Raw genomic sequence first — 24099 nt, forward strand, 5'->3', positions numbered from 1 at the left:
CAGAAGCATGACGTTTTACCTAAGGAAAATCCTTTCGTGCATGGACGGGTGAATTGCGGCTGTGCTACAATATACAGGTCTTAGAAGTGGAACATTCTGTCGCATTCTTTCGGCAGTCTAACGAAAAAACGAGGTGAATTCCCGCGTGATCTATTTTCTGATTGCATTAATTGTGTTTTTAATCGACCAAGGAACGAAATATCTGATTGCGTCCGGTTTAACGATCGGGGAACAAATTCCGGTCATCGGCGACTTTTTCCTGATTACTTCCCACCGGAATACGGGGGCGGCATTCGGGATACTGGAAGGGCAGCGTTGGTTTTTTATCGTGATTACGACTGTCGTTGTTGTGGGTATCATCTGGTATTTGCAAAAAGTGAAGTCGTCGGGCAACAAGCTGCTGCCTACCGCGCTGTCGCTCGTATTGGGCGGAGCCGTGGGGAATTTCCTCGACCGGGCCGTAAGCGGCGAAGTCGTCGATTTCCTTCAATTCAATTTTGGCACTTACACCTTTCCGATTTTTAACGTGGCGGACTCCTGTATTGTGATCGGGGTATGTCTCATCGTTTTGGATTCCATTTTGGAAATTCGCAGAGAAAAACAACAACAGTTGACTAAACATGAGCAAGAGGAGCAAGTATGATATTGGACAAGCCTTTCTTTGATCCTGAAGACGGAAATGCAGAATGGACGGCGGATGCCGGTGCAGCGAAGGATCGAATCGACAAGTATATTAAAGTCCAGGTAGGCGAGGAGTACTCCCGGAGCCAGATTCAGCTTTGGATCGAAAACGGGGACATTCTCGTCAACGGCGGCCGCATCAAAGCTAATTATAAAATCGCCGAGGGGGACGTCATTACATTGACCGTCCCGGAAGCAGAGCCGGTAGAAATTGTACCTGAAGATATTCCGCTCGATGTGTATTATGAAGACGCGGATGTCATTGTCGTAAACAAGGAGCGCGGGATGGTGGTACATCCGGCCCCCGGACATTCCTCGGGAACTCTGGTGAATGCGCTGATGTTTCATTGCAAGGACTTATCGGGCATCAACGGGGAACTTCGACCGGGCATCGTACACCGCATCGATAAAGACACTTCAGGTTTGTTGATGGCCGCCAAAAATGATAAGGCCCATGCATCTTTGGCCGTTCAGCTGAAGGAGCATTCGGTGACCCGCAAGTATTACGCCCTGGTTCACGGGAATGTAAGTCACGACCAGGGAACGGTTGACGCTCCGATAGGACGGGATCCCCATGACCGTAAAATGTATACGGTGATCGAGCGGAACAGCAAGGAAGCAGTCACGCATTTTCAAGTGGCGGAACGTTTTGGCGACTATACGCTGCTGGAGCTTAAATTGGAGACCGGGCGGACGCATCAAATCCGTGTGCATATGAAATTTATAGGGCATCCGCTGGTCGGAGATCCATTGTACGGGCGGAGTAAGGGCAGCCTTAAATTGTCCGGGCAGGCGCTGCATGCCGCGGTGCTGGGATTTGTCCATCCATCAAGCGGAGAATACCTGGAATTCAGCGCACCGATTCCGGGCGATATGGAGGATCTGCTGCATTCCCTGCGTAATCGTTAATCGAATATTCAATGACTGATCCATTGAGAGCATCCTTTTCCAAACGTGCATTTTGTGCAAATTGGAACGAAGGATGCTCTTTTTGATTGGCTTAATCCAGTACCACATCCACTTCGATAGTTATCTTATAAAGTCGATAAGTACAAACGATCCGGTGAATAATCCATTCTCCAAAAACCCCGATTCCATTTAAGCTGGATATAAGAAAAAGGACCAGACAAGGGAGATTTTGAAGAAGGGAATGGACATTTTATGAGTATAGAATTATATCAAGAGACATATATCCAGCGTCAATTTGCCGATCGTATCGGAGGAGCCAATTATGGGAAGGATACCGCCATTTATAAATTTGAAAAAATCAAACGCGCAAAAGCAGCGGCAAAAAGAGATTTTCCCAATGTGGAATTGATTGATATGGGCGTTGGTGAACCTGACGAAATGGCGGATCCCGGGATCGTAGCGAAGCTGGCTGAGGAAGCGGCCAAACCGGAGAACCGCGGCTACGCGGACAATGGAATTGCCGAATTCAAATCGGCTGCAGCCCTTTATCTTCAAGAGGTCTTCGGCGTAACGGGAATCGATCCAGAAATGGAAATCGTGCATTCCATCGGCTCCAAGCCGGCTCTCGCAATGCTGCCATCCTGTTTTATTAACCCTGGAGACATTACGATTATGACGGTACCGGGCTATCCGATTCTTGGGACGCATACGAAATATCTTGGCGGTGAAGTGTACACGGTACCGTTGACGGAAGAAAATCATTTTTTGCCGGACCTGGCTTCGATTCCCGAAGAAATTGCCCGCAAGGCCAAGCTGCTCTATCTGAACTATCCGAACAATCCGACAGGCGCAAGCGCCACGGCGGAGTTCTTTGCGGAAGTGGTGGAATGGGCCCGTAAATTTAATGTGGTTGTCGTGCATGACGCTCCTTACGCCGCTTTAACCTATGACGGATTGAAGCCGCTCAGTTTTCTATCTATACCCGGAGCAAAGGATGTAGGCGTCGAGCTGCACTCCTTATCGAAATCTTACAATATGACCGGTTGGAGAATCGGATTTGTGGCCGGGAACCCTCTGATTGTAAAAGCATTCAGCGATGTGAAGGATAATAACGATTCCGGCCAGTTCATTGCCATACAGAAAGCGGCAGCATATGGTTTAGCCCATCCTGAAATCACGGAGCGGATTGCCGAAAAATACTCGCGCCGCCACAATCTGCTGGTTGCCGCGCTGAATGAACTCGGGTTCAAGGCCAAAAAACCGAAAGGCTCGTTCTTCCTCTACGTAGCCGCTCCGAAAGGGGTCGAAGGCGGACCGTCATTTGCGACGGCGGAGGATTTTGCTCAATACCTGATCCGGGAGAAACTGATTTCGACGGTTCCTTGGGATGATGCCGGGCCTTACGTTCGCTTTTCGGTTACGTTCGCGGCAAGCGGAGCTGCGGAAGAAGAGAGGGTCATCTCGGAAATCAAACGCCGTCTTGGCGATGTGAAGTTCATATTTGAATAACGATCTGGAACCGTCCGGCAAGCAGCCGGGCGGTTTTTTCTATGCAGACCCGCAAAAATGGATTGAATAAATATTAATTATAATGTATATTTATTAGCAGGAAAACTTTCGCTGCTCTTTATTAAGGAACAAGGATGCCGACATCGATTTCAGCCAGGGATAATTATCCAAGGGTGGTTGTCTTGACAGTCAGGCCGCATTCTGTCATAATTCATGTAAATCAATATGAACCTTTAATTCAGTCCCGTGAGGCTGGCAAGGTAACGTGAATGAGGATTTGGGGAACATTATGACCATTGCTGCGGCAATGCATACCCTGAATCCGCATGACAGTCATGGCTTAAACCTGTGACTAGAGACTCCTTGCCCGAATCAGGCAAGGAGTTTTTTTGTGGCTTATCACGGAATCTGGATAATTTATCCTGAGGAGGCAGTTCCAATGAGCACCGAGAGTCATATTATTATGGATGAAATAGCCATTCGCCGTGCCCTTACCAGAGTGGCCCATGAAATCCTGGAGCGTAACAATGGAATTGAAGGCTGTGTACTGGCCGGGATTAAAACTCGCGGCGTATTTTTAGCGAAACGGCTTGCTGAAAGACTCGAAAATATCGAAGGGACGCCAATGCCATGGTTTGAGCTGGATGTAACGGCTTACCGCGATGACCGCGCCGCTCAAGAGCGGGGAACAGAGCCCTTGGCTTTCCCTGTGCCGATTCATAACAAAAAAGTCATTTTGTTCGACGACGTTCTATATACCGGACGGACGATCCGTGCGGCGATGGATGCCATCATGGACGCGGGAAGACCGGAATCAATTCAACTCGCTGTACTTGTAGACCGGGGACACCGCGAACTGCCGATCCGGCCGGATTATATCGGAAAGAATGTACCGACCTCCAAGGCTGAAGAAATCGAAGTATTGCTTCAGGAAAGCGACGGTAACGATCAAGTCCGGATTTTGCAGCAGCGGGGGGAACAGTGATGACAATGACCGCATCCACTTTGAAGGAACGCAGCTTACTTGGGCTAAAAGAGCTCAGCGCCTCGGAAATCAGTTCGATTCTGGACCGGGCGGCGTATTGGGAAAACCGGGACGAGAAAGTGATTCCCGTACTGAAAGATCGTTTTGTAGCGAACATGTTTTTTGAAAATAGCACGCGTACTCGGTTCTCGTTTGAAATGGCCGAGAAAAGACTGGGAGCGGAGGTTCTGAACTTCTCAGCCGCCGTATCCAGTGTCGAAAAGGGCGAATCCATTTACGATACGGTGCGCACTTTGGAATCAATGGGAATCGATGCAGGCGTGATTCGGCTTAAGCCGGTCGGCATGTTGGCCGAATTGGCCACCAGAGTAAACATACCGCTGGTGAATGCCGGTGACGGGAATAACGAACATCCGACGCAAGCTTTGCTTGACTTGTACACGATGAAGAAGCATTTCGGAGAATTGAAGGGACTTAAGGTGTCGATTATCGGTGACATTAAACACAGCCGGGTAGCCCGCTCGAACCTGTGGGCCTTGCAGAAATTCGGTGCTGAAGTCAAATTGTGCGCGCCGGACAGCATGCGGGCTCCGGAACTTGCGGCGGAAGCTCCCTATGTATCCATGGACGAGGCGCTCTGCGCCGATGTAGTCATGATGCTGCGGGTACAGCTGGAACGTCATGCCGAAGGATTGCTGAAATCCGCCGAGCAATATCGTCTGGAGTACGGGCTTACGGAGGAGCGTGCAGCGGGTCTTGCCCCGCATGTGATCATCATGCACCCAGCTCCCATCAATCGGAACGTAGAAATCGATGACGCAGTGGTGGAACATCCGCAATCGCGGATCTTTAAACAAATGTCGAATGGGGTACCCATCCGGATGGCGGTTATGGAACGAGCGATGAAATAGGCATCGATTCATATATAGGTAACGATTCTTACCATAGAAGGTAATTGGATTTCAAAGATTGCAAAAGAACAAGCGGAGGTTTCATCCATGCAGCTTATAATTCGAAATGCCAGTGTATTGAATGAAAAAGGAGAACTGGAAAGCAAGCACATCACGGTGGCGGACGGAGTAATTGTGAAAATTACGGATGCCGCCGGAGAAACCGCAGCAGATCAGCCGGCTGCGGAGGCTCAAGTCATTGATGCCGCAGGCAAACTGGTGACGCCGGGATTCATCGACATGCACGTCCATCTGCGGGAGCCCGGATTTGAACATAAAGAAACGATCGAAACCGGATCTCGCTCCGCTGCAAAGGGCGGATTCACGACGATCGCCTGCATGCCGAATACAAGGCCGGTAACGGATAGCCCCGAAGTCGTTTCCTTTGTACTGGACAAAGCGAAGGAAGCCGGGTTGGTTCATGTGCTCCCTTACGCGGCCATTACGAAAAACGAGCTGGGACGCGAGTTGACGGATTTTGCGGCCTTGAAAGCGGCGGGCGCGATCGGGTTCACCGATGACGGCGTAGGAGTGCAAAACGCGCAGATGATGAAGGATGCGATGACTCTTGCCGCATCGATGGATATGCCGGTCATCGCTCACTGCGAGGATAATTCCCTCGTCGAAGGCGCGCCGGTAGCCGAAGGGGAATTCGCTAAGCGCCACGGGCTGAAAGGAATCCCGAACGAGTCGGAAGCGATCCATGTCGGGAGGGACATCCTGCTGGCGGAAGCTACCGGGGTACATTACCATGTATGCCATGTCAGCACGGAGCAATCCATCCGGCTGATCCGTCAAGCGAAAGAGATCGGAATCAACGTGACCGCCGAGGTTTGCCCTCACCATCTGATTCTTGCGGAAGAGGATATTCCCGGTCTGGACGCCAATTGGAAAATGAACCCGCCGCTGCGCTCAAGACGCGATGTGGAGGCATGCATCCAGGCGCTGGAGGATGGGACGATCGACATTGTCGTAACGGACCACGCTCCGCACAGCGAGGATGAAAAAGCTAAAGGAATGCAGCTTGCTCCATTCGGAATCGTCGGTTTTGAAACGGCGTTCCCGCTGCTTTATACCAAGTTCGTCGCGGAAGGCCGCTGGAGCCTGGAGATGCTGGTACGGCGGATGACGGCCGCTCCGGCCCGCGTATTCGGACTGGAAACGGGACGATTAGCACCAGGGGCACCAGCCGATTTGACGATAGTGGACCTGGATCTGGAGAAGGACGTCAACCCGGAGGACTTTGCCTCCAAGGGCCGTAACACGCCGTTCAGCGGATGGAAATTGAAAGGCTGGCCGGTAACGACGATCGTGTCCGGCAAAGTGGTTTGGAGCGAATAATCAGCAATTATAAATAGATTACGTAAAGGAGTGCTGCAGGATGCAGGCAAGATTATTGTTGGAAGACGGCACATTGTTTACCGGGAAATCGTTCGGCGCGGAAGCCGAAAGCACCGGAGAGGTCGTTTTTAATACAGGAATTACAGGTTACCAGGAAGTATTGTCTGATCCTTCTTACTGCGGACAGATTGTAACAATGACTTATCCGCTGATCGGAAACTATGGAATTTCGAGGGATGATTTTGAATCGATCGCTCCTTCGATCCACGGGTTTGTCGTCCGCCGCTATGAGCCAACGCCAAGCAACTGGCGGGCGCAGTACAACTTGGGGGATTTGCTGAAGGAATACGGCATCCCTGGAATTACCGATATCGACACGCGGATGCTGACCCGGATTATCCGCCAGCATGGCACGATGAAGGGGATTTTGACGACTTCCTCCAAATCCGTGGCCGAACTGCAAGAAATGATCGCATCGACCAGCATCGAGGAACTGCGCAACCAGGTTGCCCGGACTTCGACGCCTAACGTATACAGCAGCCCGGGATCCAAAGAACGTATCGTTCTCGTCGATTACGGTGCGAAAAGCGGGATTCTCCGCGAATTGAACAAGCGTGACTGTGACGTCGTTATCGTCCCTCATGACACGACGGCAGAAGAAATCCGCCGGCTGCATCCGGACGGCATTCAGCTCTCTAACGGGCCTGGGGATCCGAAGGATGTTTCTTATGCGGTGAACACAATCTCCGAGCTGCTCGGTGAATATCCGATCTTCGGGATCTGCCTTGGGCACCAGCTGCTGTCGCTGGCTTGCGGAGCGGATACTGAAAAGCTGAAATTCGGCCATCGCGGGGGAAATCACCCGGTGAAGGACCTCGAAACCGGCCGCTGCTACATCACATCCCAGAACCATGGTTATACGGTCAACGAAGCCTCCCTTGCGGGAACGGATTTGATCGTTACGCACATCAATAATAACGACAAAACGGTTGAGGGCGTCAAGCATGCCAAATACCCTGCCTTCTCGGTGCAATATCACCCGGAAGCGGCGCCAGGACCTTATGATAACAGCTATCTTTTTGACCGCTTTATCGAAATGATAAGAGAACACAAGCGGCTGAATCCTCAAAAGCCGCGTCAAGCCGAACTGACGGCTGCAGCGAAAGGAGTACTGTAATATGCCGATTAATAAAGAACTTAAGAAGATCCTCGTCATCGGTTCAGGACCGATCGTTATCGGCCAGGCGGCGGAGTTTGACTACGCCGGTACTCAGGCCTGCCAAGCGCTGAAAGAAGAAGGCGTTGAAGTGGTGCTGATCAACAGTAACCCGGCTACGATCATGACCGACACCAACATGGCGGATAAAGTATATATCGAACCGATTACTCTGGAATTCGTTACGCAAATTATTCGCCAGGAGCGCCCGGATGGGCTCTTGCCTACGCTCGGAGGTCAAACCGGCCTCAACATGGCGGTGGAACTTGCCCGCGCCGGCGTACTGGAGCGCGAAAATGTAAAACTGCTCGGAACCCAGCTTACCTCCATCGAGAAGGCGGAGGACCGCGACTTGTTCCGCGAACTGATGCGTGAATTGGAACAGCCGGTACCTGAAAGTGCGATCATCACTTCGGTAGACGAAGCCCTTAATTTTGCCGAAGAGATCGGTTATCCGGTGATCGTTCGTCCGGCCTACACACTCGGCGGCACAGGCGGCGGCATTTGCGCAACCTTGGAAGAATTGAAAGAGACCGTCGCATCGGGGATCCGCTACAGCCCGATCGGTCAGTGCCTGATCGAGAAATCGATCGCCGGCATGAAGGAAGTCGAATATGAAGTAATGCGCGATGCGAACGATAACTGTATCGTAGTCTGCAATATGGAGAACTTTGACCCGGTAGGCGTACATACCGGAGACAGTATCGTAGTGGCTCCGAGCCAAACGCTGTCCGATCGGGAGTATCAAATGCTTCGCTCCGCTTCGCTCAAAATCATCCGTGCCTTGAACATCGAAGGCGGCTGCAACGTTCAGTTCGCACTGGATCCGCAAAGCTTCCAGTACTATGTCATCGAGGTGAATCCGCGGGTCAGCCGCTCCTCGGCGCTCGCGTCCAAAGCAACCGGTTATCCGATCGCAAAAATGGCCGCAAAAATTGCAATGGGTTATACGCTGGACGAAATCGTAAACCCGGTTACCGGCCAAACTTATGCTTGCTTCGAGCCGACGCTCGATTATATCGTCAGCAAAATTCCACGCTGGCCGTTCGATAAATTTGTCAGCGCCAACCGTAAGCTCGGCACGCAAATGAAAGCGACGGGCGAAGTCATGGCGATCGGCCGGACTTTTGAAGAGTCGATCCACAAAGCGGTTCGCTCGCTGGAGATCGGAACGCACCGTCTGTACCTGAAAGGGGCGGACGAACTGGATAAGGAAACTCTGGACCAACGCCTGATCAAGGCCGATGACGAGCGCCTGTTCCTGGTGGCCGAAGCTTTCCGCCGCGGCTACAGTCTGCAACAAATTCAGGATCTGACGCAAATTGACTGGTGGTTCCTGGACAAAATTGAACGTCTGGTACAATTCGAAGCCAAAATTGCTTCGGAATCCGAACTGACTTATGAAACGCTGTATGAAGCGAAGCGACTCGGATTTACGGACCGCGCGATCGCTGAGCTGCGCGCCATTGGCCAGCCTTCAGGCACTCATCTGACGGAGCAAAGCGTTACGTTGTTCCGGAAGGAGAGAGGACTTCGTCCGGTCTACAAAATGGTCGATACCTGCGCTGCCGAATTCGAAGCTTCAACGCCTTACTACTACTCCACGTATGAAACGGAAAATGAAGTCATCCATACGGACAAAGAGAAAATCGTCGTGCTCGGCTCCGGACCGATTCGGATCGGCCAGGGTATCGAATTCGATTACTCCACCGTGCATGCGGTATGGGCGATTCAAAAGGCCGGATACGAGGCTGTCATTATCAACAACAACCCGGAGACAGTGTCTACGGACTTCAATACATCGGACCGGCTGTACTTTGAGCCGCTCTTCTTCGAAGACGTCATGAACGTCATCGAGCAGGAGAAGCCGGTCGGCGTTATCGTACAGTTTGGCGGCCAGACGGCCATCAACCTGGCAGCGCCGCTTCAAGCCGCAGGAGTAAACATTCTCGGGACTTCGCTCGAAAGCATCGACGAGGCCGAGGACCGGAAGAAGTTCGAAGCTCTTCTGTCCAGACTGGGTATCGCCCAGCCGAAAGGCAGTACGGTGACTTCGGTTGACGAAGCGGTCGGCACAGCACAGTCGCTCGGTTATCCGGTACTGGTGCGTCCATCCTACGTCCTCGGCGGACGTGCGATGGAGATCGTATACTCCGACGCGGAGCTTCTGAAATACATGAAGGAAGCCGTAAACATCAACCCGGAGCATCCGGTGCTTATCGACCGCTATATGCTTGGCAAAGAGGTCGAAGTGGATGCGATCTGCGATGGTGAAACGGTACTCATTCCGGGGATCATGGAGCATGTCGAACGGGCCGGGGTTCACTCCGGTGACTCGATCGCGGTGTATCCGCCTCAATACCTTTCGGATGAACTGAAAGATAAGATCGTAGATATTACTACAAAAATAGCCAAGGAACTTAAGACGGTCGGACTGGTCAACATTCAGTTCGTCATCTATAAGAATGAAGTGTATGTGATCGAGGTCAACCCGCGCTCCTCGCGGACGGTTCCTTTCTTGAGCAAAGTTACGAACATCCCGATGGCTAATGTGGCTACTAAGGCTATCCTTGGCACGAAGCTGAAGGAACTGGGTTATGAAGACGGCTTGTGGCCGGAGAGCGATCAGGTCTCGGTCAAAGTGCCGGTATTCTCCTTCGCCAAGCTCCGTCGCGTCGAGCCTACGCTCGGACCGGAAATGAAATCGACCGGCGAAGTAATGGGCCGCGATCCGCAATATGCCAAGGCGCTATATAAAGGCCTGATCGGTGCAGGTATGAAAATCCCGACCACGGGCGCCATCATCGCTACGGTTGCAGATAAGGATAAACAAGAAGCGGTAGAGCTGCTGCGCGGCTTCTACAACCTGGGTTACAAGATCATCGCTACAGAAGGAACGGCAGCGGCATTGATCGAAGAGGGCATTCATGTCACTACGGTGCACAAGCTGACCGAGGGCGTACCGAACATTCTGGATTTGATCCGCAATGGAGAGGCGCACTTCGTAATCAATACGTTGACCAAAGGCAAAGAACCTGAGCGCGACGGCTTCCGGATTCGCCGGGAAGCTGTAGAGAACGGGATTGTGTGCATGACCTCGCTGGATACGGTGCGTGCCCTGCTGAACATGCTGCAGACGATCAACTTCTCTTCCCAGGCTATGCCAAGCTTATAACAGCAATCTGATAAAAAATATAGCGGCTCCGGATGCATCTTGCGCATCGGAGCCGCAAGTATGACTGGAGGAGTACAAATGGCGTTGTCATATGAACAGGCCGCCGGCAGGCTGATGGTTGCTCTGGACTATCCTTCCGCGGAGCAGGCCCGGGAAACGATTCAAGCCTTGAAGGGAATACCTTGCTACATGAAGGTGGGGATGCAGCTTTTCTATACTGCGGGGCCAGATTTTGTGAAGGAACTGAAATCGCAAGGCTACTCGGTGTTTCTCGATCTGAAAATGCATGATATCCCTAACACGGTGAAGGGCGGGGCGAACAGCATCACGCGTCTTGGCGTCGATATGTTCAATGTTCATGCAGCAGGTGGGTTGAAGATGATGGCAGCCGCTTATGAAGGCGTGATATCAGCTTTGGATAGCGATGCATCGCTCAAGAAGCCGCTTCTGATCGGAGTAACCCAACTGACCAGCACAAATCAAGAAACGTTAAATCGGGAAATCGGCATCCAAGGCAGCGTCGAGCAATCGGTTTTGTCCTATGCGGCTTTCACCAAGGAAGCTGGTCTGGATGGCGTCGTTGCTTCTCCTTTGGAAGTACAAGCTATAAAAGGACAATGCGGAGCCTCGTTCATTACAGTTACCCCCGGCATTCGTCCGGCGGGAAGCAGTGCGGGAGATCAATCCCGTACATTAACGCCCGGGGAAGCGATACGGCAGGGTACGGATTATATCGTTGTCGGACGTCCGATTACGGGAGCGCCACAACCGCGCGATGCGGCGGAACAAATCATTGAGGAGATGATGAAGTAATGATCAATATTGAACAGATTGCAAATCAAGTGGCAGGTCGTTTGCTGGACATCGGCGCGGTGGCGCTTCGTCCGCATGAACCTTTCACCTGGACTTCCGGCATCAAATCGCCGATCTACTGCGATAATCGGTTGACGATGTCCTACCCTGACATCCGTGACCTGGTTGCAGAGTCTTTTGCAGCGGTGATTCGTGACGCTTATCCTGACACCGAGGTGATCGCCGGAACAGCGACCGCGGGCATTCCGCACGCGGCATTCGTGGCCCAGAAGCTGGGACTCCCTATGGCCTACATTCGCGATAAAGCGAAAGGACATGGCAAGGAGAACCAGATCGAGGGTCTGATCAAACCCGGGCAAAAGGTAATCGTCATCGAGGATTTGATTTCGACCGGCGGCAGCTCGATCAAGGCGGCCCAGGCTGTCCGCGAAGCGGGCGCCGAGCCATTGGCCGTGCTGGCGATTTTCAGCTACCAGCTGGACAAGGCGGTACAGGGTTTTGAAGCGGCAGGAATTCCGCTGCAAACCTTGTCCAACTACAGCGCTCTGATCGACGTGGCCATCGAGCGGGGCGAAATTAAGCCGGAGGATCTGGCATTGCTGAAGTCCTGGAGAGAGGATCCGTCCTCCTTCGGCAAGTAAAACGAAGATTAGTATATAGATGTCTATGATCCATGGCCCTTACGCATTTGCGTGAAGGGTCATGTTTTTTTTGTTGTGAACTTAACGAATCTGAGACACGCTATTGAGCGAAAAAAGCGATTTTCAGAATTTAACGAATCTATGTATCGCTAATTAGACGGTATTGTTGTAAATGGGATAGAATTTCATCAAATAAGAGTTACTGAGTTCCTTACATTTCAAATCCTCGAAAATACCTTGAAATAACGTTGCTGGAGTTCGTTAGTTTGCGATCAGAGAGCTTCGGTATGCTCGGTTCAGATTAGCTTCAAATTCGTTTCAGACTCATATCAGACTTACAATTTCAGACCAATTTTAATTCAGTTTCAATTCGAAACAGTTCCCCGTCCTATCTTCGCACAAAAGCCAAACAAGCCCGCAGGGTCTCCCCTGCGGGCTTGTACTATGTGTAGTGTTATCTCTGTGACTTGATCGCCGAATATTTAGCGGCATTGCGCAGGGCTGGCCAAACTTCGGGCGTATCTCCTCCGATAGACCAGTAGGCGAAGCCCGCTATGTTCTCTTCCAGCGCCATCGTGTACTTTTGGGTCAGAGAGCGGGAATCTTCCAGCCAGATCTTGTGCGCAGCCGATGAATAGTATTTGGTCGTGTATTGGCCGAGTTGGCTGTTCCACTCCGGTTTGACGCCGAAACGCGCGATCCGTTGAAATTGTTCTCCCAAGCTAAGGTCCTCCGAGTTTATCGTGTTTCCTTTGCTATCCACTGTCCAATCCCTGACGTACAAGGGCAGGGCCAGGATGACTTTGGAGGCGGGCACTTGCTTCAGCAGTGTCTCAAGTCCATATTCAACCCAAGGCAACGAAGAGACGGAGCCAGCAGGACCGCCGGCCCAATGCTCATCGTAGCCCATCAGTACGATATAGTCTGCAATTTTACCGAGAGAAGCATAATCGAAGGCTTCGGTCCAATCGGTTCCGAGATCCGGAGATACGTCGACGGACAACGTCATCCCGTTGGCGTGAAGCTGCCGGGCCAGCTCAGAGACGAACGCTGTGAAGGCCCTCCCATCGGTTGCAGCTACATTTTCAAAGTCCAGATTAATCCCGTGCAACCCACTCTTCACGGCTAGGCTTTTGATTTTGGCAATGGCGGCTGCCGATTTCTCGCCGGAGGATAGCAGGGAATGCGTGTTTTCCTGGTTGAGACGGTTGCCGAACATGGCCCATACCTGTTTACCGTTCTTTTTGGCCCAAGCGGATAGATTGGCATCGCTGTGATCGGAGATGCTGCCGTCCTCATTTAAAAAGAACCATCTTGGCGACAACACATTCACGTTCGATTTCAGGACCGATTGTTTGAACTGCTCATCGGTTTGGTCATATTGCCAACCCAATTGGATAGCGGCGGGAGCCTTAGCCGATAATTTACGGGACCAGGCATCGTTCTGAAGTATACGGTCCAGAATCGTTGCGGTTTCCTGTCTGGTCAACGACTGGACGGGATTAAAGCGGCCGCCGCTCCCCTCCATCAGTCCAAGCTTGGATATGGCGGCGACATAAGGGCGAGCCCATGGTGCAATCAAGTCCGCATCTTTATATCCGTAATTTAATCCCGTACCGGTGCCCGAGGCCTGCTCGTTTAGAATCCGGACGATCCACACAGCCGCTTCCTGTCTTGTAACCGGTTGAAAAGGGGCGAAGGTACCGTCTCCTTTTCCTTCGGTAAGTCCCAGTTCGGTCTGCGCTTGGACGCCGGAGTAGAACCAGTCTCCTTTTGCAACGTCTTTATAGGCGGGAACGGACGATGAGACCGATTCGAGTCCCAGTATACGATTGACGGTTATTATAAATTCCGCGCGCGTAATCGGCTTGGCGGGGGAGAATACGTTGTCCGAGGTACCGTTCATAATTTTTTGTTCATTAAGCCGAATAATAGCCTCTTTAGCATAGCTTGTCCCAATGTCATTAAAAGGAAATTCCTTACCGGCAACGTAGGTTTGCGGTTGGATGATAGAAGGTGATAGAAGTGCGAGCAGGAGAATCGCTGTTTTTAACGGTTTGATCGTACTCCCCTCTTTTCCACTGAATATAGCAATCTTCGTAATACTATCAAAAAATAGCAGATTACATCAGTGTAAAAAATATGGAAATAAAAATATCAATATCGTAAAATTTCTTGTAACTTTTTGGTATGAATTTTCGTTTATAATGCAAGACGTGATGGATACATAGAAGCGATTTCGTCCGACCCGTACCGTCTTGGCATTTATAAAATGAAATTAGGAGACCGATACACAATGATGCGATGGCTTCGCAAACCAGTTAAAACCGATGAGGCCGCGCCCGTCGAACCCGCAGCAGCGGAAGAAGCCGGCGCAGCGGCAGAACTTCTGGAAGATGAAATCGATGAGGGCGGCTACGTCCCTGAGATTGATCACACTGAAATACAGGAAATGGAGAAGGGGCCCGTGCTGTCCGTGCGGGATGTTCATCGTTCTTTTCCCGTTGGCGGTGGAGAGATTCATGTTCTGAAAGGCATCAATATGGAAGTACAGCCTGGCCAACTGGTCATGCTGAAAGGGAGATCCGGTTCGGGGAAAACAACTTTGCTGAATATGCTGGGCGGTCTCGACCAGCCTTCATCAGGTGAAATATTGTTTCGAGGGCAAGCGCTGCATCAATTAAATGATGACAAACGAACGCTGCTTCGCCGCAATCAGATCGGCTTTATTTTTCAGGCCTACGCCTTGCTGCCGTTATTGTCCGCCTGGGAAAATGTCGAGCTGTCGCTAAGGATGGCAGGCGTTCCTCCTCAAGAGTGGAAGCGGCGTGTAACCCATTGCCTGGAGCTGGTCGGGCTTGGCAAACGGATGTTTCACCGCCCGTTCGAGCTTTCGGGGGGCGAGCAACAGCGGGTGGCGATCGCCAAAGCGATTGCGCACCGGCCTAAACTGTTATTGGCGGATGAGCCGACGGCCAACCTGGATTCCCAAATGGGCGCGCAGGTCATGGCTGTATTCAAAAACATCATACATACGGAGCATATGACAATTTGTATGACTACACACGATCCTACAATCTTGGAGGTAGCGGACCATGTTTACGAAATGGTGGATGGAAAATTTATCGGCTAGGAAAGGGGGGATCGGTCGGACGCTGGGGCTGCTAGCTCTTTGTCTTGCTGTCGTCGCTTCTACAGGATGCGGCTTGCTTCCGAATGAAGATGAGGAAGAGGTCCTTCCGGTCATTACGCCGCCTACGATCTCGAAAAAGCCGGAATACGACGTTCGTTCGGAAACGATCGAGCTCAGCGTCAGCGCGGTTGGCAAGCTGATGAGCCAGCGGGAAGAACCGCTTTATTTTACGGAAGACGGACTTCATATTCAAGAGGTCAAGGTCAAAGCCGGCGATAAAGTAGCCCAGGGCGATGTCCTGGTCGTTCTGGATGTGAAGGATTTGCAGAAGGACCTCCGCAAGAAGCGGCTGGACTTCCGGCAACAGGAATTGACGATGAAGGAAACGCTGCGCACAAAGGATGAAATGAGCGAAATCGATTTTGAAAAAGCGTCCATCGTGTTTGAAGAGCAGCGTCAGGAACTGGTCGATCTGGAACAAAAAATTGCGGACGGTACGCTGAGAGCCCCGTTTGCGGGAACGATCGTATCGATGAGCGCCCAAAAGGGCGGCACCATAAAAGCATATGAATCACTCGGAATCATTTCCGACACTTCTTCATTAGTTGTGGCCGCTTCTTTTGCCAAGGAGGATCTGGAGAAGATTTCCGTAGGCATGAAGGCGAAGGTAGATATCAATGCGGCGGGAACGTTTGACGGCAAGGTCAAAGTAATGCCGGTCGCTACGACCTCCTCGGACAATGGAAACGGCGGGGGGATTGGCGGAACGCCGCCTGAGAAGGATTCGATTGATAAATATTTGATCGTTTCGCTTGATAAATGGCCGCAGGATGTGGAACGCGGGCGTCAGCTCAGCGTATCCATCGTAACGCAGCGGAAAGAAAACGCCGTGTTGATTCCGATTTCCGCACTTCGCTCGATCGGATCGCGTACTTACGTGCAGGTGATCGAAGAAGACGGGACGAAGCGGGAAGCCGATGTGGAGGTTGGACTGCAAACCTCGACGGACGTTGAAATCGTTAAAGGGCTTACGCCGGGGCAGAAAGTAGTGGGTCGCTAATGGGTGTTCCTCTATTACGATTGCTGTTCCGCAAAATGTGGAACACCAAATGGCTGACGCTCAGCACCTTACTCGGTCTGATCGTCGCGGTTTCATTTACGGTCAGCATACCGATGTATTCGGACGGCTCGCTTAAACGGGTCGTGTCCAGCACGCTGAAGGCGGAGAGTGAAGGCCTTCCGGCAGGCTCCCTGATTATGAGCTACCAGGCCCCGGGAGGAGCAAAAACGGATCTCGCCGGGCTTGAAGCGGTGAATCAATATATCGTTGACGGGGTTCCGAAGGAGATCGGGTTCCCATTTCAAAGTTATGTGAATACACGTTCGATCCGCGGGACGGAGGTTTATCCCGAAGATCCGACGAAGGTTGACGCCAGCCGAACCAGAGCCATGAGCATTTCCTCCATGAGCGGCTTGAAAGATCACGTTTCGGTGACAGGGGGGCAATTGTTCGCCGATAAAGCCGACGGGCCGATGATCGAAGCCATGATGCTGGAAGAAGCGATGTACCGGCAGGATTTGCATATCGGGGATGTAATGGAATACCCGGTATACAGCGGAGTCGATGTTACGCTCAAGGTGAAAATCGTCGGGGCATTCCAGCCGCTGGACGATACGGATGCCTATTGGTATCAAGGCATGGAAGGCATGATGAACACGTTTTACGTCGGTGAAGCGGCATTTAACGACGGTATCCTGAAACAATTAAACGTTCCGCTTCATAATTCAAGCTGGTACTATGCGTTCGATTTGCGCGAAATTCAGACGGGTCAGCTTTCGTCGCTGTCGAGCACGCTGGATCGGCTGAATATCGAACTGTACCAGAAACTGAAAGATACAAAAGTGGATATTTCGTTCGGCAGCCTGCTGAACGATTTCCGGAAGCAGAGCCTGCAAATGCAAACGCTGTTGTTTACGCTGGCGGCACCGATGATTGCCATGGTGTTTTATTTTATCGTTATGAACGCCCGCCAGTCCTTGGATAAACAGCAAAGCGACATTGCAGTACTGCGAAGCCGGGGGGCATCCACCAAACAGATTATTTTCATTTATTTGCTGGAAGGCTTGATTTTGGGGGCGGTCGCCATGATCGCCGGGCCGTTGCTCGGCTGGTTTATGTCGAAGAGCATCGGCTCCGCCGACGGCTTCCTGGCTTTCGTCAACCGGAAGTCGATTCCGGTTGGATTTAACTCCGATGCGCTGCTGTTGGGAGCTGCCGCGGTTATTATCGCGATCTTGGCGACGCTGCTTCCGGCGGTCTCCTATGCCCGTGCTTCCATTGTAAAAGCGAAGCAGAAGCAAGCGCGGTCGGATCAGCGTCCCGGATGGCAGAAGTGGTTCATCGACATCGTGTTGATGGGCGTTGCCGGTTATGGATATTATTTATTCGTCGAGCGCCAAATGCTGACGTTCCAGACCGGGATGACCACGGATGAGCTCCAAGTGCAGCCGTTTCTGTTTTTTGTACCGGCGTTGGCTATTTTCTCGATTGGCTTATTCTTTTTACGTGTCTTCCCGTGGCTGCTGAAGCTGATCGGGTGGATCGGCAAAAAGTGGCTTCCGGTACCGTACTATTTGAGTTTGACACAGTTATCGCGGTCGGCAGCTTCCTATTATCCGTTGATGATTCTACTTGTTCTTACACTGGGACTGGGGGTGTATAACGCCTCCGCGGCTCGGACGATCGATCTGAACTCGACGGAACGGACGCTGTACAAATACGGAGCTGACGTAGTCATGCAAACCGTTTGGGAGGCAACTCCCGAAATGACCAAAAAGCCGCAGCAAGGCGGGTCCGGTCAAGGCGGTTCAGGTTCGGGCGGCGGCCAAGGCGGAGCTGGAGGCGGCCAAGGTGGCGGCGGACAGGGCGGTGGCCAAGGTGGAGGTCAGGGCGGCGGCCAACAGCCGACCAAACTGATTTACTCGGAGCCGCCGTTTGAGGTGTTCCGTAAGCTTGAAGGCGTGGAGCATGCCGCACGCGTGCTTCAAACCAAAGGCAATATCATTATTTCCGGCCGTTCCGCGGGCCAGGGCAACATTATGGGGATCGATAATGTCGATTTTGCGAAGGTGGCCTGGTTCCGAAACGATTTATTCCCGGCACATCCGTATCAGTATTTGAATTTATTGGGGATGAACGAGAGCGCCGCGCTGGTGCCGTCGAATATGGCTGAGAAATATAAGCTTAAACCGGGCGATGTATTTACAGTCTCCATGGGTGAAGCTTCATTGGAATTTGCGGTATATGGTATTCTTCCGTACTGGCCTAGCCAATACCCGGACGAGAAGCCGTTTATTATAGCCAATCTGGACTATATTTACGATCAATCCCCGCTCGTTCCGTATGAGGTTTGGCTGAAAATGAAACCAGACGCCAAAGTGGCTCCGCTTGTTACAAAGCTGGCCGAACAGGATGTCGAGCTGTATTCCGTCAAGGATGTGCGCAGCGAACTGGCTGCTCAGAGCAAGCATCCGACCCGCGGCGGTGTCTTCGGGATTCTAAGCTTAGGATTCATTGTATCGGTTATCGTATCGCTGATCGGCTATGTATTGTATTGGTTCTTTAATCTTTCCGGCAGAGTAGTGCAATTCGGGATCCTGCGCGCGATGGGACTATCGCGCAAGCAGCTGACCTTCATGCTGCTGACCGAGCAAATATTGACCGCAGGACTTTCGATCATATTAGGGATCGTGATCGGGAAAGTCGCCGGCAAGCTGTATCTGCCGTTCCTGCAAACGACGGATAACGTAACGACCCAGGTACCGCCGTTCCGCATCATCTTTAACTCTTCGGATACGATGAAGCTGTACGTGGTCGTACTCGTGATGCTGATCATGGGGGCCGGCCTGTTGTTCTGGCAAATCAGACGTCTGCGCGTGCATCAAGCCGTGAAGATGGGAGAGGAGCGGTAAGATGAGTGACAACATGGATGACAACGTGAATGAAAATTCTGACAAGAACTCAACCGAACCTATGATTAGCTGTGAGGGACTTGTCAAAATTTTTAAATCCGACGAAATTGAGGTCGTCGCGCTCCAAGGTCTAAATCTGACGGTGGAGCAGGGAGAGATGATGGCGATCATCGGCAACAGCGGAAGCGGTAAATCTACGCTGCTGAACATGCTCGGAGGCCTTGACCGGCCTTCCGCCGGGCAGGTGAGCGTCGGAGGCTGGGATCTGCTCAAGATCCGCGACGATCAGCTTGTGGAATACAAACGCAATACCGTTGGCTTCGTGTGGCAGAACAATGCCCGTAACCTGCTGCCTTATTTATCGGCACTGGAAAACGTTGAGATGCCCATGCTGCTGACGGGCAAGCTGGATCGCGCATATGCCAAACAATTGCTCGAATGGGTTGGATTGAAGGACCGGATGCATAACAAGCTGCATCAGCTATCCGGCGGTGAACAACAGCGCGTTGCCATCGCTATCTCGCTATCCAACAAGCCGAAAATGCTACTGGCCGACGAACCTACCGGCTCGGTAGACACCGCTACTTCCGACCAGATCATGTCGATTTTCCGGAAGGTAAACCGGGAGCTTGGAATAACGATTGTCATCGTTACCCATGACCTCACATTAGCGGGTAAAGTGGACCGTGTCGTTGCGATTCGCGACGGCTTAACGAGCACGGAATTTGTAAAGCGGAATCCGAATCTGGATTTGGCGGCCGCAGATCCCGGATTCGGGGGCGGCGGTTTGCAAGAAGTGCATGAAGCGTTTGTCGTAGTCGATCGGGTTGGACGGCTTCAGGTGCCTAAGGAGTATTTGGAAGCCGTGGGCATCGGCGGTCGCGCGAGCATGGAATTTGATGGAGAGAAGATCGTAATTACTGCACCGAAATCACTGGAGGGGGATAAGTCATGATGAAGAGGGGATTTGGGAAACTGCGCAAGGCTGTAACGGTATCTCTGGCTGCTGCTTTGACACTGGGGCTTCTGGCAGGCTGCTCCGGCGGCAAAGCGGCGGACAAACAAGAAGAGAAGGTACTTCGCATCGGGGTGCTGTACGGAAGTACGGATGATTCCTGGTTCCGTCAGCAGTACACGGATATTTTCGAGTATACGAACAAAAATATTAAAATTGAAATCGTTCCGGCGGTTGATAACAACCAATACAGATATAACGACGGAACAGAACCGTATGTTCAGCCGGATTACCTGGAGAGCATGAAGAAGATTATGACCGGCAGCAATCCGGTGGACGTCGTTGTGGCCGATACCGGTACGCTGAAGCAGTTGATTCAAGAAAACTTGTTGAAGCAGCTTGATCCGATGATCCAAGAGGATAAATTTGATACGACCGATTATGTTCCATCCGTTATTGACGGGATCAAGGATTTGGGAGAAGGCAACATCTTTGCATTAGCGCCTTCGTTCTCATCCTCAGCCTTGTATTATAACAAGAAGATCTTTACGGATGCTGGCGTAGAACCTCCGACCGATAAGTCGACCTGGGACGATATTTTTGCGAAAGCCCGTCTGGTCGCTAAAGGCGAAGGTAAAGATCGCGTATACGGCTTCTCCTTTAACCGTTACAAAGGCAACGACCCGTTCTGGGATATGCAGTATACCTATGTCGGCGGCTTGCAATTGAAGACGTTTGACGATAAAGCGGAAAACATGACGGTCAGCTCACCGCAATGGGTTAAAGTTTGGGAGACAATCAGCAAGCTGGCTAAGGATAAGATCATTCCTGACAGCAACTCCGGCATGAACGACAACGAAGTATGGACAGCGGTAAGCAGCGACTTGTTCTTGTCCGGAAAAGTGGCTATGACGATTGGGGAAAGCAATTATGTGAATGAAGTTGCGGACGCCAATAATAATGCCTCTAAAATTAAAAACTTTACGCCTGTGGACTGGGACGTAGTAACTGTACCGGTTCATCCTGAGAAACCGGACGTGGGCGGAAACATTTATCTGAGCAATACGTTCTCGATCAACAGCAGCGCTCCGAATGCCGATACTGCATGGGATTATATCAAGTTTATTAACGGCGAAGAGTACGCTAAGCTGAAATCGCGGAGCAATACGTATGAAATGGTGTCGCGGAAGTCTTACATTCAGCCGAAACAAGGGCTGTCTTATAACATCCAGGCGTTCTATCTGCTCAAGCCGCTTCCGCCAACCAATCCTAAGGACGATAAGATGATGGCCGATAAGCCGGGACTTTACAACGTCACCAATATGGGCCGGACCTATTTCCAACAGGTGCTGGAGAATAAGAAGACCCCTGATGAAGCGCTCAAGGAATGGGCGGAGAAGGGGAATAAGATGCTTCAAGAAATTAAGCTTAATCCGAAAACACAGTTCCAGGAGGACGGTACTCCGTTCGTTCCTGACGAATCAGGAAATATCAGATATTAATAACAGGGCCGCCGATTTGTTTCGGCGGCTTTTTTTGTGTGTTTTTGGGTAATCTATAGATAAGGTGGAGATCATACCTATTATAAAGAAAGGAGTTTAGGGTATGCGCTGGATCTACTTTAATAAATTGTACAGAACCAAATTTCAAGCAGGCTGCCTGGCCCGGAGACTGGAGCATGATGGATGGATTTACGGATTCGACGAGATGAGGGTCATAGAAATATTCCGTTCCCGAAGAGGGAAATACGGCGTACGATTTATTCCATAAACCCTTGACGTAGTATGCTTAAATAGTGTATATTATTAATTGTCGCTATTTACTGACGCGGGGTGGAGCAGCCCGGTAGCTCGTCGGGCTCATAACCCGAAGGCCGCAGGTTCAAATCCTGCCCCCGCAATCCATTTTAGTTCCTGGAATCCGGGCCCTTAGCTCAGTTGGTTAGAGCGGTCGGCTCATAACCGATTGGTCGGGGGTTCAAGTCCCTCAGGGCCCATAGTTTGAAAACCCCTTGCGTAGCAAGGGGTTTTTGCTTTGTTTTGAAGTTGGTATGGATGCTGAGTCATGCAAGGTATTCTAGCGGTTATATGATGCTTTTAATGAGCTCTTCGGAGTTATTCCGGACATTCCCGACAGTTGCAGACACCGGGTAGGCGCGCATTTTATCCGCATCATAAGGTCGTAGCAGGCGCAAAAGCGTGGATTCGTCGTGGTTATCGCGGGCTAGCCATTCGGCTTCGTCTTCCTTGCGCAATATAACCGGCATCCGGTTATGAATATCTGCCATAAGGGAGTTCGGCTCCGTCGTAATGATCGTGCAAGTTGCGAGTTTATTTCCGTCTTCATCCGCCCATATATCGTACAAGCCCGCGAAGGAAAATACGCTCTCATCACGCAGAACAATTCTGTACGGTTGTTTCGTTCCTGAGTCTTGCTTCCATTCGTAAAACCCGTCGGCTGGAACAATACAGCGGCGGGATAATAGTAAGCGATTAAATGCCGGTTTTTCCGTAAGGGTTTCCGCCCTTGCGTTAATTATTTTACTTCCGATTTTCGGGTCTTTGGACCAAGACGGAACGAGGCCCCAGCGCAGCTCCCCGAGTCGATTACCGTTATTTCCAGCCACCACCGCAGGAACATACTGCATCGGGGCGACGTTATATGATGGTTTATAGTTGGCAGTCGTAGCTTTCTCAATGAGGTAAAGAATGATTAATTCGTCGAGTGGGATTGTTATGGTATAACGTCCGCACATATCCGTCCCTCCTTAAGGTTACTATGTCTATTGTAACCATTCAGAGGAAAGAGAAAAACAAGTAATTATTAGCTGAACAAACCGTAGAGTTAGTAGTACACCTAGTTTTATTGTCGAATCGTAACGCTCGTTCCGATGGAAACAAGATTCGCCAGTTGAATGACATCCTGATTGTGCATGCGAATACATCCGTGGGAAACCTGTTTTCCGATCGATGTGGGATCATTAGTTCCATGAATACCATAGTGAGGCCTGGATAATCCCATCCAGTACGCTCCAAACGGTCCGCCTGGATTAGGCGCCTTGTTGACAATCGTGTAGACTCCCTCGGGTGTTTGCGTCAGCATAGTTCCGATACCCACCGGGAATCCCCGTACAACAGTATTATTATCCAGTAGATAGAGCATTCGATCGGACAGGTCAACGATGATTCGGTAATTAGGCATTTTCGTCAGGCCTCCTTTTCTGCATTTAATGTATGATAATTAGGCTAGAGTTGATTGGGCGAAATGATATAGTATGTGTTTTGGAAGTCTATGCAGGTTAGGAGGGGACGGATTGAAAGCCATTACTATACACCAACCCTGGGCTACGCTTATAGCTCTTGAACAGAAAAAATTCGAGACCCGCAGTTGGAAGATAGCTTATCGGGGCGAGCTGGCGATCCATGCAGGAAAGAAAATCGATAAGAAGGTATGCCGATGGGAACCTTTTCGCAGCGTGCTTGCCAAGCACGGATATAATGAGGATAATTTGCCGACCGGGGCCATTGTTGCGGTATGCAGGCTCGAGGAATGCTGGTCCGTTTCCCGATCTTCGGAAACAGAAATTCTCTTAAGTAGCGATAGACCTGACATTTCAAAGGAAACATCTATAGGAAAGCAAGAAGAAATCTTCGGAGATTACAGCGATGGGCGATATGCTTGGGAATTAAGTCATGTTCAGCGGCTGCCCGAGCCGGTTCCGGCTACGGGGAGACAAGGGCTATGGACTTGGGAGGCCCTAATCTGATATGGATAGGAGAGAACCGACCGGATCTATCCGGACGGTTCTTCTTTTTTTAT

20 protein-coding genes and 2 tRNA genes are annotated in these 24099 nt (G+C 51.2%); 19 read left to right on the forward strand and 3 right to left on the reverse strand.

What is annotated here, in order from left to right; genetic code table 11:
* The first annotated feature begins 145 nt into the window (after positions 1–145).
* From lspA to pyrE, 10 genes are all read left to right on the forward strand, one after another.
* Positions 146–643, forward strand: coding sequence for a signal peptidase II (gene lspA / locus KJS57_RS03955; RefSeq protein WP_211019777.1), 498 nt, complete (start codon positions 146–148; stop codon positions 641–643).
* Complete coding sequence (locus tag KJS57_RS03960; protein WP_213653857.1) at positions 640–1590, forward strand: RluA family pseudouridine synthase; 951 nt, start codon at positions 640–642, stop codon at positions 1588–1590. Before lspA ends, KJS57_RS03960 begins: the two co-directional genes overlap by 4 nt.
* Before the next feature lie 252 nt (positions 1591–1842).
* Positions 1843–3099 carry an LL-diaminopimelate aminotransferase gene (locus KJS57_RS03965; RefSeq protein WP_213653858.1) on the forward strand — a complete coding sequence of 419 codons (1257 nt, stop codon included), beginning with the start codon at positions 1843–1845 and terminating at the stop codon, positions 3097–3099.
* Positions 3100–3538: 439 nt separating this feature from the next.
* Complete coding sequence (gene pyrR / locus KJS57_RS03970; RefSeq protein WP_213653859.1) at positions 3539–4084, forward strand: bifunctional pyr operon transcriptional regulator/uracil phosphoribosyltransferase PyrR; 546 nt, start codon at positions 3539–3541, stop codon at positions 4082–4084.
* Entirely contained in the window at positions 4084–4995 is a 912-nt protein-coding gene (locus KJS57_RS03975; RefSeq protein WP_213653860.1) for an aspartate carbamoyltransferase catalytic subunit, read from the forward strand. The genes pyrR and KJS57_RS03975 overlap by 1 nt, the downstream gene beginning before the upstream one ends.
* A gap of 87 nt (positions 4996–5082) precedes the next feature.
* Positions 5083–6375: a dihydroorotase gene (gene pyrC, locus KJS57_RS03980; protein WP_213653861.1), complete on the forward strand. Its 1293-nt coding sequence runs from the start codon at positions 5083–5085 to the stop codon at positions 6373–6375.
* A 40-nt stretch (positions 6376–6415) separates the two neighbouring features.
* Positions 6416–7552: a glutamine-hydrolyzing carbamoyl-phosphate synthase small subunit gene (gene carA, locus KJS57_RS03985; protein WP_211019771.1), complete on the forward strand. Its 1137-nt coding sequence runs from the start codon at positions 6416–6418 to the stop codon at positions 7550–7552.
* A gap of 1 nt (position 7553) precedes the next feature.
* Positions 7554–10766, forward strand: a complete 3213-nt coding sequence (gene carB / locus KJS57_RS03990; protein ID WP_211019770.1) for a carbamoyl-phosphate synthase large subunit — start codon at positions 7554–7556, stop codon at positions 10764–10766.
* Positions 10767–10844: 78 nt separating this feature from the next.
* Positions 10845–11579: an orotidine-5'-phosphate decarboxylase gene (gene pyrF, locus KJS57_RS03995; protein WP_213653862.1), complete on the forward strand. Its 735-nt coding sequence runs from the start codon at positions 10845–10847 to the stop codon at positions 11577–11579.
* Complete coding sequence (gene pyrE, locus KJS57_RS04000) at positions 11579–12220, forward strand: orotate phosphoribosyltransferase (RefSeq protein ID WP_213653863.1); 642 nt, start codon at positions 11579–11581, stop codon at positions 12218–12220. The genes pyrF and pyrE overlap by 1 nt, the downstream gene beginning before the upstream one ends.
* A 454-nt stretch (positions 12221–12674) precedes the next feature.
* On the opposite strand, the gene KJS57_RS04005 is transcribed toward pyrE, so the two are convergent.
* On the reverse strand, positions 12675–14342 hold the full coding sequence (locus tag KJS57_RS04005; RefSeq protein WP_373316800.1) for an S-layer homology domain-containing protein: 1668 nt from the start codon (positions 14340–14342) through the stop codon (positions 12675–12677).
* Positions 14343–14516: 174 nt separating this feature from the next.
* On the opposite strand from KJS57_RS04005, the gene KJS57_RS04010 reads away from it, so the two are divergent.
* From KJS57_RS04010 to KJS57_RS04045, 8 genes are all read left to right on the forward strand, one after another.
* Complete coding sequence (locus tag KJS57_RS04010; RefSeq protein ID WP_211019767.1) at positions 14517–15353, forward strand: ABC transporter ATP-binding protein; 837 nt, start codon at positions 14517–14519, stop codon at positions 15351–15353.
* Complete coding sequence (locus tag KJS57_RS04015; RefSeq protein ID WP_211019766.1) at positions 15316–16413, forward strand: efflux RND transporter periplasmic adaptor subunit; 1098 nt, start codon at positions 15316–15318, stop codon at positions 16411–16413. Before KJS57_RS04010 ends, KJS57_RS04015 begins: the two co-directional genes overlap by 38 nt.
* The gene (locus KJS57_RS04020) at positions 16413–19325 is read left to right on the forward strand and encodes an ABC transporter permease (RefSeq protein WP_211019765.1); all 2913 of its coding nucleotides are present in this window, start codon (positions 16413–16415) and stop codon (positions 19323–19325) included. The genes KJS57_RS04015 and KJS57_RS04020 overlap by 1 nt, the downstream gene beginning before the upstream one ends.
* 61 nt (positions 19326–19386) lie before the next feature.
* Positions 19387–20280, forward strand: coding sequence for an ABC transporter ATP-binding protein (locus KJS57_RS04025; RefSeq protein WP_211020215.1), 894 nt, complete (start codon positions 19387–19389; stop codon positions 20278–20280).
* On the forward strand, positions 20277–21782 hold the full coding sequence (locus KJS57_RS04030; protein ID WP_211019764.1) for an ABC transporter substrate-binding protein: 1506 nt from the start codon (positions 20277–20279) through the stop codon (positions 21780–21782). The genes KJS57_RS04025 and KJS57_RS04030 overlap by 4 nt, the downstream gene beginning before the upstream one ends.
* Before the next feature lie 103 nt (positions 21783–21885).
* The gene (locus KJS57_RS04035; RefSeq protein WP_211019763.1) at positions 21886–22050 is read left to right on the forward strand and encodes a hypothetical protein; all 165 of its coding nucleotides are present in this window, start codon (positions 21886–21888) and stop codon (positions 22048–22050) included.
* A 56-nt stretch (positions 22051–22106) separates the two neighbouring features.
* Positions 22107–22180 (forward strand) — tRNA-Met (locus KJS57_RS04040).
* Positions 22181–22202: 22 nt separating this feature from the next.
* A tRNA-Ile gene (locus KJS57_RS04045) sits at positions 22203–22276 on the forward strand.
* Positions 22277–22363: 87 nt separating this feature from the next.
* On the opposite strand, the gene KJS57_RS04050 is transcribed toward KJS57_RS04045, so the two are convergent.
* Together KJS57_RS04050 and KJS57_RS04055 are read right to left on the reverse strand one after the other, a co-directional pair.
* Positions 22364–23035: an SOS response-associated peptidase gene (locus tag KJS57_RS04050; RefSeq protein WP_213653864.1), complete on the reverse strand. Its 672-nt coding sequence runs from the start codon at positions 23033–23035 to the stop codon at positions 22364–22366.
* 107 nt (positions 23036–23142) lie between these two features.
* Complete coding sequence (locus tag KJS57_RS04055; protein ID WP_213653865.1) at positions 23143–23481, reverse strand: L,D-transpeptidase; 339 nt, start codon at positions 23479–23481, stop codon at positions 23143–23145.
* A 112-nt stretch (positions 23482–23593) separates the two neighbouring features.
* Between KJS57_RS04055 and KJS57_RS04060 the strand changes: the two genes are divergently transcribed.
* Positions 23594–24046 (forward strand): ASCH domain-containing protein, encoded by a 453-nt coding sequence (locus tag KJS57_RS04060; protein WP_213653866.1) that lies wholly within the window; start codon positions 23594–23596, stop codon positions 24044–24046.
* Positions 24047–24099: the final 53 nt, after the last annotated feature.

The organism is Paenibacillus vini, from assembly GCF_018403325.1.
Lineage (GTDB): Bacteria > Bacillota > Bacilli > Paenibacillales > Paenibacillaceae > Fontibacillus > Fontibacillus vini.

What these genes read in the sequence shown, in the direction of transcription:
- KJS57_RS03960 (WP_213653857.1), top strand. Translation starts at nt 640, where the DNA reads ATGATATTGGACAAGCCTTTCTTTGATCCTGAAGACGGAAATGCAGAA.
- KJS57_RS03965 (WP_213653858.1), top strand. Translation starts at nt 1,843, where the DNA reads ATGAGTATAGAATTATATCAAGAGACATATATCCAGCGTCAATTTGCC.
- pyrR (WP_213653859.1), top strand. Translation starts at nt 3,539, where the DNA reads ATGAGCACCGAGAGTCATATTATTATGGATGAAATAGCCATTCGCCGT.
- KJS57_RS03975 (WP_213653860.1), top strand. Translation starts at nt 4,084, where the DNA reads ATGACAATGACCGCATCCACTTTGAAGGAACGCAGCTTACTTGGGCTA.
- pyrC (WP_213653861.1), top strand. Translation starts at nt 5,083, where the DNA reads ATGCAGCTTATAATTCGAAATGCCAGTGTATTGAATGAAAAAGGAGAA.
- carA (WP_211019771.1), top strand. Translation starts at nt 6,416, where the DNA reads ATGCAGGCAAGATTATTGTTGGAAGACGGCACATTGTTTACCGGGAAA.
- carB (WP_211019770.1), top strand. Translation starts at nt 7,554, where the DNA reads ATGCCGATTAATAAAGAACTTAAGAAGATCCTCGTCATCGGTTCAGGA.
- pyrF (WP_213653862.1), top strand. Translation starts at nt 10,845, where the DNA reads ATGGCGTTGTCATATGAACAGGCCGCCGGCAGGCTGATGGTTGCTCTG.
- pyrE (WP_213653863.1), top strand. Translation starts at nt 11,579, where the DNA reads ATGATCAATATTGAACAGATTGCAAATCAAGTGGCAGGTCGTTTGCTG.
- KJS57_RS04010 (WP_211019767.1), top strand. Translation starts at nt 14,517, where the DNA reads ATGATGCGATGGCTTCGCAAACCAGTTAAAACCGATGAGGCCGCGCCC.
- KJS57_RS04015 (WP_211019766.1), top strand. Translation starts at nt 15,316, where the DNA reads ATGTTTACGAAATGGTGGATGGAAAATTTATCGGCTAGGAAAGGGGGG.
- KJS57_RS04020 (WP_211019765.1), top strand. Translation starts at nt 16,413, where the DNA reads ATGGGTGTTCCTCTATTACGATTGCTGTTCCGCAAAATGTGGAACACC.
- KJS57_RS04025 (WP_211020215.1), top strand. Translation starts at nt 19,387, where the DNA reads ATGATTAGCTGTGAGGGACTTGTCAAAATTTTTAAATCCGACGAAATT.
- KJS57_RS04030 (WP_211019764.1), top strand. Translation starts at nt 20,277, where the DNA reads ATGATGAAGAGGGGATTTGGGAAACTGCGCAAGGCTGTAACGGTATCT.
- KJS57_RS04035 (WP_211019763.1), top strand. Translation starts at nt 21,886, where the DNA reads ATGCGCTGGATCTACTTTAATAAATTGTACAGAACCAAATTTCAAGCA.
- KJS57_RS04050 (WP_213653864.1), bottom strand. Translation starts at nt 23,035, where the DNA reads ATGTGCGGACGTTATACCATAACAATCCCACTCGACGAATTAATCATT.
- KJS57_RS04055 (WP_213653865.1), bottom strand. Translation starts at nt 23,481, where the DNA reads ATGCCTAATTACCGAATCATCGTTGACCTGTCCGATCGAATGCTCTAT.